14 protein-coding genes are annotated in these 16,036 nt (G+C 62.8%); all 14 read left to right on the plus strand.

The window, feature by feature from the left end:
• Positions 1-25: 25 nt before the first annotated feature.
• The 14 genes from KFF05_12475 (at position 26) to fliF (ending at position 15,991) form a co-directional block, all read left to right on the plus strand.
• Positions 26-1,135: an N-acetyl sugar amidotransferase gene (locus KFF05_12475; protein ID UTW50755.1), complete on the plus strand. Its 1,110-nt coding sequence runs from the start codon at positions 26-28 to the stop codon at positions 1,133-1,135.
• A gap of 35 nt (positions 1,136-1,170) precedes the next feature.
• On the plus strand, positions 1,171-2,070 hold the full coding sequence (locus tag KFF05_12480; GenBank protein ID UTW50756.1) for a class I SAM-dependent methyltransferase: 900 nt from the start codon (positions 1,171-1,173) through the stop codon (positions 2,068-2,070).
• Entirely contained in the window at positions 2,067-2,825 is a 759-nt protein-coding gene (locus KFF05_12485) for a GNAT family N-acetyltransferase (GenBank protein UTW50757.1), read from the plus strand. Before KFF05_12480 ends, KFF05_12485 begins: the two co-directional genes overlap by 4 nt.
• Complete coding sequence (locus tag KFF05_12490) at positions 2,822-3,139, plus strand: hypothetical protein (protein UTW50758.1); 318 nt, start codon at positions 2,822-2,824, stop codon at positions 3,137-3,139. The genes KFF05_12485 and KFF05_12490 overlap by 4 nt, the downstream gene beginning before the upstream one ends.
• Positions 3,085-3,540 carry a hypothetical protein gene (locus KFF05_12495; GenBank protein UTW53698.1) on the plus strand — a complete coding sequence of 152 codons (456 nt, stop codon included), beginning with the start codon at positions 3,085-3,087 and terminating at the stop codon, positions 3,538-3,540. The genes KFF05_12490 and KFF05_12495 overlap by 55 nt, the downstream gene beginning before the upstream one ends.
• Positions 3,537-4,829 carry a DegT/DnrJ/EryC1/StrS family aminotransferase gene (locus KFF05_12500; GenBank protein UTW50759.1) on the plus strand — a complete coding sequence of 431 codons (1,293 nt, stop codon included), beginning with the start codon at positions 3,537-3,539 and terminating at the stop codon, positions 4,827-4,829. Before KFF05_12495 ends, KFF05_12500 begins: the two co-directional genes overlap by 4 nt.
• A gap of 4 nt (positions 4,830-4,833) precedes the next feature.
• On the plus strand, positions 4,834-5,601 hold the full coding sequence (locus tag KFF05_12505) for a glycosyltransferase family protein (GenBank protein ID UTW50760.1): 768 nt from the start codon (positions 4,834-4,836) through the stop codon (positions 5,599-5,601).
• Positions 5,598-6,623: a Gfo/Idh/MocA family oxidoreductase gene (locus KFF05_12510; protein UTW50761.1), complete on the plus strand. Its 1,026-nt coding sequence runs from the start codon at positions 5,598-5,600 to the stop codon at positions 6,621-6,623. Before KFF05_12505 ends, KFF05_12510 begins: the two co-directional genes overlap by 4 nt.
• Before the next feature lie 4 nt (positions 6,624-6,627).
• A complete protein-coding gene (locus KFF05_12515) occupies positions 6,628-8,310 on the plus strand; it encodes a GNAT family N-acetyltransferase (protein ID UTW50762.1) in 1,683 nt (560 codons plus the stop codon).
• A gap of 201 nt (positions 8,311-8,511) precedes the next feature.
• A complete protein-coding gene (locus KFF05_12520; GenBank protein UTW50763.1) occupies positions 8,512-10,335 on the plus strand; it encodes a flagellar hook-length control protein FliK in 1,824 nt (607 codons plus the stop codon).
• 45 nt (positions 10,336-10,380) lie between these two features.
• Entirely contained in the window at positions 10,381-11,121 is a 741-nt protein-coding gene (locus KFF05_12525) for a flagellar hook assembly protein FlgD (GenBank protein UTW50764.1), read from the plus strand.
• Positions 11,122-11,190: 69 nt separating this feature from the next.
• Entirely contained in the window at positions 11,191-13,593 is a 2,403-nt protein-coding gene (locus KFF05_12530; GenBank protein ID UTW50765.1) for a flagellar hook-basal body complex protein, read from the plus strand.
• A gap of 230 nt (positions 13,594-13,823) precedes the next feature.
• Entirely contained in the window at positions 13,824-14,180 is a 357-nt protein-coding gene (locus KFF05_12535) for a DUF1153 domain-containing protein (protein UTW50766.1), read from the plus strand.
• Between the two features lie 170 nt (positions 14,181-14,350).
• Complete coding sequence (gene fliF, locus KFF05_12540; protein ID UTW50767.1) at positions 14,351-15,991, plus strand: flagellar M-ring protein FliF; 1,641 nt, start codon at positions 14,351-14,353, stop codon at positions 15,989-15,991.
• Positions 15,992-16,036: the final 45 nt, after the last annotated feature.

Raw genomic sequence — 16,036 nt, forward strand, 5'->3', positions numbered from 1 at the left:
GAAGGCCCGGGAACACGGGGTAACTATGGTCAAATATTGCAAAACCTGCCTGATGCCGGATACCCGGCCGCGCGTCGTTTTCGACGCGGACGGCGTGTGCAACGCCTGCCATACGGCAGCCGATAAAACAGCAATCGATTGGGACGCGCGACGCGCGGAATTTCTCGACTACGTCGAACGCTTTCGCCCTGCGGACGGCCCATATGATTGCATCGTGCCGTGGTCTGGCGGCAAGGATTCCAGCGCCATCGCCTGGAAGCTGAAGTTCGAGTTCGGATTGAATCCGTTGCTGGTCACTTTTTCCCCGTTGATGCCCAGCGAAATCGCCAACCACAACCGCGAGGAAATGCTGAAGGCCGGGTTTGATCATCTGATGGTCCGAACCAACCAGAAGGTTTCCCGTCACCTGTCCCGGCGTTTCTTTATCGAACGGGGCGACCCCAAGATCCATTGGAACGCGGGCGTCAATTCCGTGCCGGTCCAGGTGGCCGTGAACTACAACGTGCCCCTGATTTTCTATGCTGAACACGGCGAAAGCGAATATGGCGGGCGCGTTCTGTCCGAAGAACACCGCAAGGTCCGTGATTTCGCCGAGGTCCTGGAACACCAGATCGGCGACGATCCCTACAACTGGATGGACGACGTTGTCGACGAGCAGGACCTTGCCCCCTACCTTTATCCGGATCTGGGTCAGGTCGAGGAGGTCGGCGTAAAGGCGCTATATTTTGCCTATTTCTTCCGCTGGTCGATGAAGGAAAATTACGACTACATCAAGGACAAGATCGATTTCCACTTGGCGGAGAACGGCCGCACGGACGGCACCTTCACTAATTTCGACAGCCTCGATGACAAGATCGACAACCTCTACTACCACATGCAGTTCATCAAGTTCGGCTTCGGACGCGCCGTACGCGATGCCTGCCGCATGATCCAGAACAACCAGATGACCCGCGAAGAAGGTTTGGAACTGGCGCGCAAGTACGACGCTGAATTTCCCGCGACCTACCACGAGGAACATCTGGAATACCTGTCCCTGACAGAGGCGGAATTTCACGACACCATTGACAAGCACCGCGATCCAAAAATCTGGGAACGGCGCGGCAATGAATGGGTCTTGAAGGCACCGGTGGAATAAGGCCCGAGCCGAGACCACGAACGGAGATTTCGAAAATGCGCGACTATCCCTGTGATTTGTGCGGCAATGAAGACCTCAGTGAGGTTGCCTGCGCGCCGACCTACATGGCCGGTCGACCGCTGCATGTGTGCACTGCCTGTGGCATGGTCCAGGTCGCGCACCGCAAGACGCCGGAACAGGTCAAGGCAGCCTGGGCCGATGAAATGTATCGCGCCGACCAGACCACGCGCCTTTCCGACACCACATACACCGCCCGCATGCCGGCCGTGCACGCGCGCCAAACCTTCGCCATGGATTTCATCGACGAAGCCGTATCGTTTCGCGGCAAAAGTGTATGCGACCTGGGTGCCGGTGAAGGCGACTTTCTAGAGATGATCCAGGGGCCTGACTACGGCGCCACTGAAGTCTTCGCCGTCGAACCGTCCGTCGCCAACTGCCGCATGCTCGATGATCGCGGGATCGCGAATTTCGTCGGCATTGCCGAGGAATATGTCGAGCAGGCAGGCGAACGTGAAGGCAGCTTCGACGTCGTCACCATCATTTGGACCCTGGAAAACTGTCATTCGGCGCGTGACGTGATGGATGCGGCCTGGCGGCTGTGCAAGCCCGGCGGCCATGTCGCCGTCGCCACGGGTTCGCGTATCCTGGTGCCGTTCAAGAAGCCGCTGCAGTACTACATCGGCCCCAACGCCGATGTGCACCCTTATCATTTCTCGGCGCGCACCTTGGCCGGCTATATGGCTCAGGCCGGGTTCCACAAGACGAACGTCAACCGCTTCATTGATTCCGACTATCTGGTCATGGTCGGCGAAAAGACCGACCGCACGGCAACGCTTTCCTGGGAGGGCGACAATGCGACGGCTGTGCTCGGCTTTTTCGAACGCTGGGATAAGGAAACCCGGGGTTTCTACATGGAAGACGGACCTAACCCATGACCGCCGCCGGGGCCGCACCGACCGCAGCCCTCGATTGCCGGGAACAGACATTTGAGTCCGGGGTCGCGGGCGTGCCCGTGGCAAAGCTCAGCCTTCCCGCCGATGCCGGACCCAACATTGCCCGGGCCCTGGCCGATCTTGAAACCTCCTGGCGCACAAACGGCACTTGGCTGGTGTCCTGTCGCATCCCTGCTGACCGTACCGACTTGGCCGAACGGCTTGAATCCGTCGGATTCCAGGCCGTCGAGACCCTGGTCACTTTTTTCCAGCCGACCCGGCCCGCGCGCAACCTGACGGTGGATACCGGCCTTGCGCGGGTGAATGAAACCGATACCTGCATCGACCTGGCCCTGTCAGCCTTCACCTACGACCGACTGCATCGGGACGCCCGCGTGCCGCATGTGGTTGCCGACGCCATCCGCGCCGCCTGGGTGCGTAACGACATGGAGGGACGCGCCGCGGCATCTCTGGTCACGCGCATCGACGGTCGGATCGCCGGGTTCAACTTGTGTCTGAAGACCGGCCGTACCGCCGTCATCGATCTGATCGCCGTCGCCGCCGATTTCCGCCGGCTGGGCCTGGCCGGGCAGATGATCGAAGCCACCTTCGCCCATTTCGGCGATACCATCGACGGCATCCGCGTCGGCACACAGGAAGACAACATCGCCTCGGTCAAACTCTATGAGCGCGCGGGATTCACCCTTGAATCCCGCCAACGAACACTGCATTGGATTCATCCCGAGATAACGCCATGACAACGGGCATCGTCATCTTCGCGCGGCTCGATTCCTCCCGCCTGCCGGGCAAGGTGCTGATGCCGCTGGCGGGGGTTCCCATGCTGGACTGGACGATCCGCCGCTGCCGGGCAACGGGCGCACCGGTGACACTGGCAACCACGGACCGCGCCTTGGACGACCCCATCGCCGATTTCGCGGCGGCGGAAAACCTGTCTGTCTTTCGGGGTGACACGAACGACGTCCTGGGCCGGGCGTTGGGTGCCGCCGGTCGTTCGGCCTGGACACCCTGGTCCGCGTTTCCGGTGACAGCCCCTTCATCGATCCGTCCGTAATCACCGCGGTCATCCAGGCTCACGAACGGGAACGCCCGGACCTAACGACCAATGTCTTCCCCCGAACCTCCCCCCCCGGGATCAGTGCCGAAGCAATGCCGTTGGCCACGCTGGAACGCCTGAATGCCGAGGTGCCGGAAGATCGCTACCGCGAACATGTGACGCTTTACGCCTATGAGACACCGGACGCCTTCCGCATCGTTAACGTTCCGGCAAGCGGCGCCGACTATAGAGAAGAAGGCCACGCGGGCCTGCATCTTGCCGTCGATACACCGGCGGATTTCGCGCGTGCGGAATGGATCGCACGGCATCTGCCGTCACGGGATGCGGGGCTCGGCGAAATCGCCCGGCTTGCAAAAGAGCATGATATGACATCCTCCGACGAAGGGATCCTGACATGAGCGAACTGGCGCTCCTTGGCGGCACACCGGTGATCGAAGGCGATCTGCCCCCCTACCCGTCCATGGGAACGGCGGAACAGGACGCCGTACGCGAGGTCGTCGCCTCAGGCTGCCTGTCCGGGTTTTTCGGATCGCCCGGGCCGGAATTTCTGGGTGGACCCAAAGTCCGCGAATTCGAAGCCGCCTGGGCCGCCCGCTTCGGCACTAGGCATGCCGTCAGCGTCAATTCCAACACCTCCGGCCTGTTCGCGGCCATGGGGGCCATCGGCCTGAGCCCGGGCGACGAGGTCATCGTCCCGCCCTGGACCATGTCGGCGACCGTGGTCTCACCGTTGATCTACGGCGGCATTCCGGTGTTCGCCGATATCGAGGACGAGACCTTCTGCATTGATCCGGAAAAGGTCGCGGCGCAGATCACCGCGAAAACCCGCGCCATCGTCGCCGTCAACCTGTTTGGCCATCCGGCGCGGCTTAAGGAATTGCGCGACCTTGCCGATGCCAAAGGCATTTACCTGATCGAGGACAACGCCCAAGCGCCGCTTGGCATGGAGAACGGCCGCCCGACAGGCACCGTCGGCCACATCGGCATCGCCAGCCTGAATTTTCACAAGCACATCCACACCGGCGAGGGCGGCGTCTGCGTTACCGATGACGACGATCTGGCCACGCGCCTGCAACTGATCCGTAATCATGCGGAAAATGCTGCCCTACACGAAGGCGTCACCGACCTCGTCAACATGGTCGGATTCAATTTCCGCATGACCGAGCTGTCTGCCGCCGTCGGCCTGATCCAGTTGGCCGACATCGACCGTCACGTGTCGATCCGCGAACGTCTGGCTCAAAAGCTTTCCGACGGCACCCGCGATCTGGCAGGTTGGACCGTGCCCGCCGTGCGCGACGGCTGCCGCCATAACTATTACGTCTGGTTGGTTCGGTACGACGAGGCCCAGGTCGGGGTCAGCCGCGAGCTGTTCTGCAAGGCGCTGAACGCCGAGGGTTTCCCCAACTTCCCGGCCTATCTGCCGCCCTTGTACCGCCTGCCCCTGTTCAAACAACGCACCGCCATCGGCCGCGAAGGCTGGCCCTTCACCCTGACCGACCGCAGTTATGCGGACGGCCAATGCCCGGTGACGGAACGCCTGCACGAACAAGAAGCGATCCTGTTCGAACCCTGTGCCTACGACGTGGACGATGCCCTGGCCGACAGGATGATCGCGGCGGTCCGCAAGGTCCATACCCATCGCGCAGATCTGAATGCTGTGGGCACCTCGCTGGAAACCGGGGCCTAAGGCCATGACCAACCGGGCCACCCCGCATCTGCGGCCACGCGTCGTCGCCAGCATCGAAGCCCGCATGTCGGCGTCGCGCCTGCCGGGCAAGGTGCTGATGGACGTGGCCGGCGCAGCCGCCCTGGAACGCCTGGTTCGACGCCTGAGCCGGGCCGAATGCATCGACGCCATCGTGCTCGCGACCACCACGAACCCGGCCGACGATGCCCTTGCCGACTGGGCGGAAGCACGGCATTTGCCCTGCTACCGCGGGTCCGAGGACGACGTGCTCGACCGGGTGGTCGAGGCGCAGCGCATGATGGGCTCGGAAATCATCGTCGAGATCTGCGGCGACACGCCGCTGCTCGATCCCCGCGTGATCGACACCGCCGTGACCCGCTTTCTCAAAGGCGACGTAGACGTTGTCTCCAACACCGCCAAGCTGACTTGGCCCCAGGGCATCGACGCCCAGGTGTTCCGTTTCGACGCCCTGGAAAAGATTGCGCAAACGCAGACCGACGCAGCCGTGCGCGAACATGTCTCGCTCTATTTCTATGAACACCCCGAGGCCTACCGCATTCATCACCTTTCGGCGCCCGCCGAGGAAACCGCGCCCGAAATTCGCCTGCAGCTCGACTACGACAAAGACCTGGACCTGATCCGCGCCGTCTATGCCCGCCTGGAACCCCGGTTCGGCGACGGCTTTGGCGTGCGCGACATTCTCGACCTTCTGACGGCCGAGCCGGAACTCGCTGCGATCAACGCCCATTGCCGGGAAAAGGCGGTCCGATGACGGCACTCCGCACCCTTGTCATCGGGTTCGGTCAGGTTGCCTCGGGCCTGTCCCGCGATGCGCGCATGGCCGCGCATTTCAAATACGCGTCCCACGCCGCCGTGCTGGCCGCTCATCCCGCATTCGATTGGCAAGGGGTGGTTGATCCGAACGCAGCCGCCCTCGATGATGCGCGGACAACCTGGCGCGTGCCCCATGCCGACACGGACCTGCCCGCCGTCGTTGACGCGGTCCGCCCGGAAATCGCCATCTTGGCAGCCCCTCCTGGAAATCGCGCCGATATGATCGAGGCCATGCCGGACCTGAAGGCCGTGCTGGTGGAAAAACCACTGACCCGTCCCGGCGACGACGGCGCCGACAGCGCCCGCTTGGCGGCGATCTGTGCCGAACGCGGCATTCCCGTCTTGGTCAATTACTGGCGGCGGGCCGACCGCCTGTTCCAGGACTTGGCGGCGCGCAGCCTTACCGCGCGTCTCGGCGGAGTTCAGGCGGTCCTGGGGCTTTACGGCAACGGCATCGCCAACAACGGCGGCCATCTGGTCGATTTCCTGCGCATGTTGTTAGGTGAGGTTACCGCCGTGCAGGCCCTTGGACCGGCCCGGCTGGCCCATGGCGCGCCCCTTGCCAGCGACCGCCATGTCGCCTTTGCCCTGACTTTCATCGACGGCCCGGTTGCCACCGTCCATCCCCTCGACTTTTCCCAGTACCGCGAGGTCGGCCTGGACATCTGGGGCAAGACGGGGCGCCTGTCCATCCTTCAGGAAGGCCTTGTCACTCAGATATTTCCTCTGGCCGAGAACCGGGGCCTGAGCGGTGAAATGGAAATCACCTCCGACGCGGGCGAAACCCTGGAAACCACCGTTTCCGATGCCTTCTACCGCATGTACGACAATCTCGCCGGGGTCGCCAACGGTCGCGCTGTCCCGTGGTCGCCGTTGGCGTCCGCCCTGATGAACGAACGTATTCTCGGGCTTGTTCTGCGCTCGGCGGCGGAGGGCGGCTCCCGCCTTTCCTTGGACTGACCCCGTGGCCAATCCCGCGATCCTGATCTATGTCGAAGACCCGGGGGCGGCCAATATGGTCCTGGGCCTCTCTGCCGCGCTTGAAGACCGGGGGGCGCGACCACACCTTGTGGCGGGCGGAGCCGCGCTGCCCTACCTCAAGGCGCGCGATGAAACCCCGGATGCCTGGTCCCCAAATCTGCCCCTGGCTGCCACGCTCGACGACGTTGCCGCCTTGGTCGTCGGCACTGCCGAAGACCCCGACACGCCCGCCTTCGCCCTGATCGCCGAGGCACGGACACGGGGAATTCCCACGGTCGGCCTGGTCGATGGACCGGCCAACGCGGACCGCCGGTTCCGGGGCCGCAGCGACAACCCCTTGACCCATCTGACGGACTGGCTGTTGGTCGCCGACGACACGGTGCGCGCGGCCTTCATGGCACTGGGCGTCGATGCCGGGCGCACCCGCGTGACCGGAAATCCGGCGTTCGACCGGGTGCGTGAAACGGGTGACGCCCTGGCCCTACAGGGCCGCGCGGCCCTGCGCCGGGAGATATTTCCCGATCTACCCGACGACGGTCCCTTGATTTTGTTCCTCACGGAACTGTCCGACGGACTCGACCCCACGCAGTTCCGACGTGGCCCGGACTATACCCTGCAAGGCCGGGGCGGCACCGACGGCCGCACCGAAATCGTGCTGGAAGAAGTTCTGGATGCCACCACCCGAGTGGCGCCTGACGCCCATGTGGCGCTCCGCCTTCATCCCAAGACACCGGCCGGCCTGTATGCCGCTTATGCGCCCGAGATCGCGACGATCAGCGCGGGTGGTAGCGCCCATGCGGCGGTCTTCGCCGCCGACCTTGTGGTCGGTCTGTCAACGGCGCTACTGGCCGAAGCCGCCGTCATGGGACGTGCCGTTTTGTCCGTTCTGCCCAGAAATAGCGAAGTTCAATGGTTGAGCGGCGGGGAAAACGGCCCAGTTCCCCATGTCTCCACGCGCACCGCTCTGTGCGATGCCTTGGCCCATGCCCTGACCGATCCGGCAGGTTTCATGGCGACACGGGCCGCCTCCCCTCCGCGGATTGCTGCCGCCGGGCGCATTGCCCGCGCCCTGGTCGCCATGTCGCGGGGCGAAATCCCGCCCCCGGACGGCAGCCTGCCTTATATGCCGCCAGTTCTGGAGACCCCGCGACTGGTGCTGCAACCGTTTCCGGACGACCTGTTGACCGATACTTATGTGGGTTGGCTGAACGATCCCGACGTCGTGCGGTTTTCCGAACAACGCCACATGACCCATACCCTGGAAAGTTGCCGTGACTTTATCGCAAGCTTCATGGGAACGCCCCATGGCCTATGGGCAATCCGCGACAAGGCGCGGGAGCTTTGCCATATCGGCAATATTTCAACGGAAGTCGATCCTCAAACCAGGACCGGCGATATCCGCATCTTGATCGGCGACCGCGCGGCCTGGGGCACCGGCCTGGGGGCCGAGGCCTGGATGGCCGTAATGGCCCATCTGTTCGACGACCTGGGCCTCGCCCAAGTCACCGCCGGCACCTTGGCCGGTAATATCGGCATGCTGAAGATCATGGAAAAAAGCGGCATGCGGGAAACCCACCGTCGTCCGGGCCCGACCCCGATCGATGGCCGCACCATGGACCTCATTTATGCCTGCCGCCGGGCACAAGATTGGCCGCCGGCGCGGTAATTTCTTTCCCCCTACCGGTCAAAAATTGCCGGGTCGACCCGGTATTACCCAGTCAGCGCCCCTCTCCCTAAAATTTTATTTGTTATATTTCAATGTGTTGACAGATTTTCGTCAACTGGCCCGATGCTTGCTCATGACTTTCGCGGAGCAGAACGCCCGATTTTTGGATCGATAGCCAACGAAGCGTAAGGAATGAGCACGATGGATCAAGTTACGGCCACAAGTTCGGGTATTGCTGGAGTAGGCGCGTCACGCCAAGCAGGGCGTTTCGCCACCCACTCGCAATTGTTCGACACGTTCCAGGCCCTGGTCATGGACATGCAGGGCAAGATCATGGATGCGTCCAAGACCCAGCAGGTCGCGTCACGCGATGTCGCCCGCATGGACCGTCCCTCCGACAATCGTCAGGACTCTTATCGTGACCGTTCCGCCTCCCGTGGCGTTGAGCGCACGGAAACGGAACAGACCTCACGCTATCAGGAGCGCAAGCGTCAGTTCGGCAATGACCACGAGGTCAGCCAGAGCGATGACGCCGGTCGTGGTTACGGCGACGACCGCCGCGCCGACCAGTCTGACGTCGGCGCCACCGACCGCAACAGCCAGGCAGACAACGACCGCGGCAATTCCGACGGCCGCCGCCAGGATGCGGTCAACCGCGACGGCAATGCCAACCGCGATGACCAGGTTCAGAGCACGGACAGCCAGTCGGGCACGCAGGATGCCAGCGCGGGCGGCGACGCGGGTAACGGCAATCAGGCCGGCACCCAGCCGCAGACCCAGAACCAGGGCGAGAACGCGACCCTGGTCCAGGCGTCCCTTGCCGGCAGTCAGGCCGATGCCGTACTGGCCACCCTTGCGACGCAGGCTCAGGGCCAGGACGCAACCAAGCAGGCGACGCAGACCACCCAGGTGGTCGGTGACGACGTCGTGGAGACGGTCAAGGCCGATCCGCAGGCCGGTCAGAACCAGCGCGCCCTGAACCACGAATTAATCCGCGCCAACCAGCAGGCGCAGCACATCCGCAACATCGCGAACCTTCAGACCAACGGACAAGCCAACGGGGACGGCGCCAAGCAGGCCGAGTCGCTTCTGCAGGCCCAGGCCGGCAAGATTGCCGAGGCCGTGGGTGGTGATGCCAAGCTGGCGGTGAACGTCAACGTTCAGGACAACGCGGCCATGGCCAATGGCCGGCCGCTGTCGGCCCTGAGCGCGGCGTCCGCCCTGGCGGGCAGCCAGCAGCAGTCGGCGCAGTCGGGTCAGCAGGCGCAGAACGCGCAGCAGACCCAGATCCAGAACCCGATCGCCCAGGCCGCCATGGTCCAGAGCCACCAGAACCCGGTGCAGGGACAGGCCGCGCAAGTTCAGGCCCAGACCGGCCAGGCGACCCAGGCCCAGACCGCGGCGCAGATCACCGCCGACGCCAAGGGCCCGGTGCAGGCATCGTCCGGCGCATCGAATGCGGGAACGCACGGCGCCAATACCTCGGGTGACGGCAACGCCACCCAGGCCAACGCCAATGCCAGCCAGACTCAGTCTTCGCATCAGGCGCAGCAGGCCCAGAAAACGGCCCATCAGCAGCAGCCTCAGCACGCCGCCAAGAACAAGGTGGTGGATCAGGTCACCGTGCAGATCAATAAGGCGATCAAGGCCGGTGCCGATAAGATCAACATCCGGCTGTACCCGCAGCATCTTGGTCGCGTCGAGGTTCGCCTCGAGGTTGCCCACGACGGCCGCACGGTCGCCATGGTGACCGCCGACAAGCCGGAAACGTTGGAAATGCTGCGTCGCGATTCAGACCAGCTTTCGAAGGCCCTGCAGGATGCGGGCCTGGACATGCAGTCCGGCGACCTGAACTACAACCTCAAGGGTCAGGACGACGGCAATAAGCAGCAGCAACTCGCCTCCGGGAAGACCGGCGGCGAAGAAGTCGAGGACGACACTCTTGCGTCCGACGTCATGGAAACGGCCGTGGCCGCCCACGAAATGGGTGTCCTCCACAACGGCCGGGTCGACGTCAGAGCATAAGGGGAGAGTCCTGGCTGAACAGGCCACGGGATAGGAAACGGATCGATGTCCATCATCAACGGAATTTCAGGCTCGGTTAGCACCGATACGCAAGCAGGGCAAAGCGCCCAGGGCTTGGAAGAGGACCTGAACCGTTTCCTGACTCTGTTGACCACTCAGTTGCAGCACCAGGATCCGCTCGACCCCATGGACGCGACACAGTTCACGTCGCAGCTTGTGCAGTTCGCCAGCGTGGAACAGCAGATTTACCAGAACGCCAACCTGGAAAAATTGCTTGCCGTGCAGGAAACCAACAAGCTTTCAAGCCTGGTCGGGTTCATTGACAACGTGGTCGAAGTCGAAGGTCAGGATATTGTCCTCGACGGAAGTTCCGGGCGCTTCACCTACGGCATGCCATTGGGTTCGGTGGAAACCCAGATCACCATCTCGAACATGGATGGCAAGCAGGTGTTCACCGCTCAAGGATCGACAGATCCGGGCATTCACGCTGTGGAGTGGGACGGTACGTCCAACGAAGGCCAGCAGCAACCTGATGGTCTTTACCGGGTGCAGGTCACGGCCTTCGATCGTCAGGGCAACCTACTCGACGTGTTCCACACCACCTTCGGCCGCGTCACGGGCGGCGGCGTCGTGGACGGCAAGACCACCTTGTTCATCGGCCCGCTGCGCGTCGATCAGGACAACGTCCTGTCGGTGCAGAAGCCGGAGCAGGCGGCGGTGCCGACCCCGGAACCAGACCCGGAGCCGGAACCTGATCCGGAACCAGACCCCGAAGCCGGGGCATGAGACGAATTTTGAGGACTGACGACAGCCGGATTTGGAACCCTTCCACCGGCATTGTAAGGAGGAAGTAACATGGGTCTTTTTGGTGCACTTAGTTCGGGCGTGTCGGGTCTTACCGCGCAGTCCAGCGCCATGGGCGCCATCGCCGACAACATCACGAACGTGAACACGATTGGTTATAAGGGCACGCAGGTCAACTTCCAGACCCTCGTCACCCGGCAGACCTCGTCGACGTTCTTTTCGGCCGGTGGTGTCCAATCCAAGCCCCGAACCGATGCCGGCATCCAGGGTCTGTTGCAGTCCTCCACATCGCAGACCGACCTGGGCATCTCGGGCCAGGGCTTCTTCGTGGTCAACGAAGCGGCCGTGCCGTCACTTTCCAACGAATTCCTGTACACGCGGGCGGGCCAGTTCTTCCAGGACAACAACGGCTTCCTGCGCAACACGTCGGGCTTCTATTTGCAGGCCTATCCCGTGGATGCGGACGGCAACATTACCCCCAACAACCCGGATATCCTGATCGCCAACACCAACGTCATCTCGACGGACTTCCTGACCACGGTCAACCTGAACCGGGTCGGCGGCACGGCGACGGCGACCACGGGCATCTCGGTCGGCGCCAACCTGCCGGCGAGTGCTACCGCCGGCCAGACCCACCGTTCGGACGTGCAGTTCTTCGACTCGCTTGGCAGCGCACGCACGATTTCATTCCAGTACACGCGTGAAGGCCGCGACAACCAATGGGGCCTGGCGGTCGATCCGCCGTCCGGCACGGACGTCCTGACGCTGGAAGATACCAACGGCAATACCTTCGACAGCCGCGGCCAGGTCGAATTCCAGTCCCTTCCGGCCAACCGCTCGTCGATCACCATCGACAGCATTGAATACCAGTTCCAGAACTTCGGCACGCTGACGGCCAGCACCGGCACCACGTTGACCTTCAACGACGGCACCGGCCCGAGCGGTGGCGACGAAATCCTGGCTTCCAGCACCTCGGCCTTCGCGGCCTTGGCCGTGGGGGACAGGATCACGATCGCCGGCACCACCGGTACCAACGCTGACGGCACGTTTACCATTACGGCGAAGAACAGCGACCAGTCGATCGAAGTCGCCGCCGGTTCTTTCGCCGCCAACGTCGCGGCCATGAACGCGACCGCGACAGTCACCGTGGTGGACCAGGCTGCGGTGAAGATCGTCGACACGTCTTCCTCCATCACCACCGCCAATTACGTTTCCCAGTTGGTTGCCAAGGTGAAGGCGTCGGATTCCGACTATGCCGATCACGGCGGATACACCAACACGCGGATTTCCGTTTCGCCGTTCAACGCCTCGACCGTGCGGTTTGACGAAGACGGGACCGGTTCGATCACGGTTGATCCGTCGGGCCTTCTGACATCTGCGGGTGCGGCTGCGACCAAGCAGCAAAGCTCGTTCACGGTGCGCCAGATCGACAACCTGTATCAGGATCACTTCCAGTTCACGTTCGACACGGTGCCGGCGGAAGATGAACTTCTGACCATCAATGGGATCACTTACGAATTCGATGGTAACGCTTCCGGCGCACTGACCGGTGACGTCGCGGTTACCGTGGTCGCCGGTTCCACGACCGCTGCAAACATCGACACTTTCCTGGACAACCTGCAGTCGGCCATCGAAGCCAACGACCCGAGTTTCGCCACCGGCGCCAGCACGGTACGGCTGCGGGCGAACGATGTGACGGGCCTCAGCCCCAACTTCAACCAGTTCGACACCCTGGTCCTCGACGTGTTGCCGACGGGGTCTTACAATATCGAGTTCGGCGCGGGTTTTGCGAACCTTCCGGACACGCCGGACGGCAGCACTCCGACCGATGCCTCCGGCAATGACCTGCAGGCTGCTACGGCCTTCGCGATCAACAAAACCGCCGCCATCACCTTCGATTCTTCGGGCCTCCCGTCGAATATCGTGGTGAAGGAAGTCGAGATGCTCGGTTTCTCCAACGGCGCCGCCAACTTCGATGACGATCCGGCGAACACGGACCAGGTCACCCTGGACTTCGGGACCATCGGCATCGCCGACGGCCTGACCCAGTTCGGTGATGAATTCACCCCGGGCTTCATCGAACAGGACGGCTCGCAGTTCGGAACCTTCGCCGGGATCACGGTGCGGGAAGACGGCTTGATCACCGCCCTGTTCGACAACGGCGAAACCCGCCCGGTGTTCAAGATCCCGATCGCCACCTTCGTTAACGTCAACGAACTGGGGTCGCGCACGGGTAACGTGTTCAACTCGACCCAGGCCTCGGGCGATCCGACCCTGCGGTCAGCCAACTCCGGCCCCGCCGGCGCCATCACCCAGTCGGCGCTCGAAGCCTCGACCGTCGATATCGGGGAAGAGTTCACCAAGATGATCGTCGTGCAGCGCGCCTTCTCCGCCGCCACCAAAATCATTACCACGGCGGACGAAATGCTCGACGAACTGGTCCGGCTCCGTTAACCGGCCGGGCCTGGTTGAAGACCGGCACAGAATATGGCCCCGGCACCGCAAGAATGGCGGTTTCCGGGGCCTTTTTCGTTCTGAGGATCGGCACCGCATTAACCCGCCGGTTCAGGAAAAATTAACGCTGCTCTTTAGCCTTTCATTAAAGGTCCGCCCTCTAAACTGGGTTTCACAAACGGACAAGCGGACACACCGCCGCCAGGGAAGACGGAACACGAGTTACCATCATGACCTTGCTCAAGCGCCACAATCAGGATGCTCGGAACGGACGTTCAGCCGGAGGCGGCAACGTCGAACCGCTGAGTCCGCTGGGACAACCCATGCGGTTGGAAGACCTGCCCCCGCCCGGCACCAAACGATGGGTCGCCCGGCGCAAGGCCGAAGTCGTCTCCGCCGTGCGCGGCGGGCTGCTGTCCCTGCAGGACGCATGTCGGCGCTATTCCCTGTCCGAGGACGAATATCGCACCTGGGAGCGCCTGATCGACGATCACGGTCTCAAGGGGCTGCACACGACCCGGACCCAGGTGTACCGCAACATCGCCCAGCGCAAGTCACAGCGCCCGGACCTCGTCGTCCGCAACTGACGTCGCCGGTCCCCAGGTGGGCAAAAATTGCCCACCGTTAACCACTTGTTCACCGCCCCCCCAATAACCTGCAAATAACGGAATTCCTGATTGCTCAGGGCGCTGCATAACGCCCGGAGCCGTTTGGGGAAACCTGCCGGTTAACACTCCTGCAACCACGGGGGACGCAAGTGGAAGCACTTACTCAAGCAATGCGCGGTCTGGGACCGGTTCGCCTCGCCATGATGGGCGGGGTGATGTTCCTGATGCTCGGGTTCTTCATCTTCCTGATGACCAAATTGGGCCAGCCCAACATGGCGCTGTTGTTCAGCGAACTGAACTCCACCGATTCAAACAGCATTGCCGCGGAAGTCGGCCGCTTGGGCTTCCCCGCGGAAGTCCGCGATCAGGGCACCTCAGTCTGGGTGCCGGCCGATAAAGCCTTGGAATTGCGGTTGAAAATGGCCGACCGCGGCCTGCCTGTGGGCGGCAAGGTCGGGTTCGAAATTTTTGACGAGACCGATACCCTCGGCACCACCGATTTCCTGCAGAATGTGAACCTGCGCCGCGCCCTGGAAGGCGAACTGGGCCGCACCATCCAGTCCATGGACATCGTGCACCGTGCCCGCGTCCACCTGGTCCTGCCGCGCCGGCAACTGTTTTCGCGCGAAGAACAGCAGCCCAGTGCCTCTGTCGTGCTGGCCATGCGCAGCAACAAACGCCTGGATCATGAACAAGTCTCCGCCGTGCAGAACCTGGTGGCTTCCGCCGTGCCGGGTCTCAAGCCGGGCCGCATCACGATTATCGACGACAAGGGCAAGCTGCTGTCACCCGGCTTCGAAGACGATCAGTCGGTCAACACAATTGCCGCCAAGAATGAGGAACGACGCCGCAGCGTCGAGGCCCGCATGGCGCGCACGATCGAAGAACTTCTTGAAAAGACTGTTGGTTTCGGAAACGTCCGGGCCGAAGTCAATGCCGATATGGACTTCGACCGGGTGTCCACCACCGAAGAAATCTATAACCCGGATGGTCAGGTCGTACGTTCGACCCAGACCGTGGAACGGGCCGCCCGCAATCAGGAATCGGAAACCGCCGCCGTGACTGTCGGCACCAACCTGCCCGACGCTGCCCCCGGCGGCGGCGAAGGCGCGCGCGCGCAGTCGGACGAAACCTCGACTGAGGAAACGGTCAATTTCGAAATCTCGAAGAAGACCGTCAACCATGTCAAGACCGACGGCGCCCTCAAGCGGGTCACCGTCGCGGTTCTGGTCAACGGCATTCAGGGCAAGGACAAGGACGGCAATCCGACCTATACCCCGCGCCCTGCTGAACAGATGGAATTGTTGTCGACCCTCGTGCGTTCGACCATCGGTTTCGATGCGGACCGCGGCGATTCCGTCGAGGTCGTGAACATGGAATTCACCTCGCCGGTCAAGTTTGAAGAGCCCCTGGAACTGTTCTTCGGCCTGGGCAAGAACGATTTGCTTCGCTTGGCGGAAATCCTGGTTCTGAGTATCCTGGGGATCCTGGTGATCCTGCTGGTCGTGCGGCCGCTGGTCAGCCGGGCATTCGAATCCATTCCGTCGGCGCAGGAGGCCGCGGGCCGCTTGCTGGCGGATACCAGTTCCCATGCCGCCGGCCTTCTGGGCGGACCGTCGGCGCCGGCGCCGGCCGAAATGGAAGAAGAGCAGTTCGAGGAACTCATCGACATCGACCGCGTCGAGGGCCGCGTCAAGGCGTCCTCGGTCAAGAAGGTCGGCGAGATCGTCGAAAAGCACCCGGAAGAGGCCCTTTCCATCATCCGGGCTTGGATGTACCAGGAAGCGTAAACGAAGGTCCCCGGCCTCTTCCCCGCACAACGCGGAAGGGAGCCT

Source organism: bacterium SCSIO 12827 (assembly GCA_024397995.1).
Lineage (GTDB): Bacteria > Pseudomonadota > Alphaproteobacteria > Rhodospirillales > Casp-alpha2 > UBA1479.

Bases quoted from the DNA above. Each gene is read 5' to 3' on its own strand.
- KFF05_12475 (UTW50755.1), top strand. From the start codon at position 26: ATGGTCAAATATTGCAAAACCTGCCTGATGCCGGATACCCGGCCGCGC.
- KFF05_12480 (UTW50756.1), top strand. From the start codon at position 1,171: ATGCGCGACTATCCCTGTGATTTGTGCGGCAATGAAGACCTCAGTGAG.
- KFF05_12485 (UTW50757.1), top strand. From the start codon at position 2,067: ATGACCGCCGCCGGGGCCGCACCGACCGCAGCCCTCGATTGCCGGGAA.
- KFF05_12490 (UTW50758.1), top strand. From the start codon at position 2,822: ATGACAACGGGCATCGTCATCTTCGCGCGGCTCGATTCCTCCCGCCTG.
- KFF05_12500 (UTW50759.1), top strand. From the start codon at position 3,537: ATGAGCGAACTGGCGCTCCTTGGCGGCACACCGGTGATCGAAGGCGAT.
- KFF05_12505 (UTW50760.1), top strand. From the start codon at position 4,834: ATGACCAACCGGGCCACCCCGCATCTGCGGCCACGCGTCGTCGCCAGC.
- KFF05_12510 (UTW50761.1), top strand. From the start codon at position 5,598: ATGACGGCACTCCGCACCCTTGTCATCGGGTTCGGTCAGGTTGCCTCG.
- KFF05_12520 (UTW50763.1), top strand. From the start codon at position 8,512: ATGGATCAAGTTACGGCCACAAGTTCGGGTATTGCTGGAGTAGGCGCG.
- KFF05_12525 (UTW50764.1), top strand. From the start codon at position 10,381: ATGTCCATCATCAACGGAATTTCAGGCTCGGTTAGCACCGATACGCAA.
- KFF05_12530 (UTW50765.1), top strand. From the start codon at position 11,191: ATGGGTCTTTTTGGTGCACTTAGTTCGGGCGTGTCGGGTCTTACCGCG.
- KFF05_12535 (UTW50766.1), top strand. From the start codon at position 13,824: ATGACCTTGCTCAAGCGCCACAATCAGGATGCTCGGAACGGACGTTCA.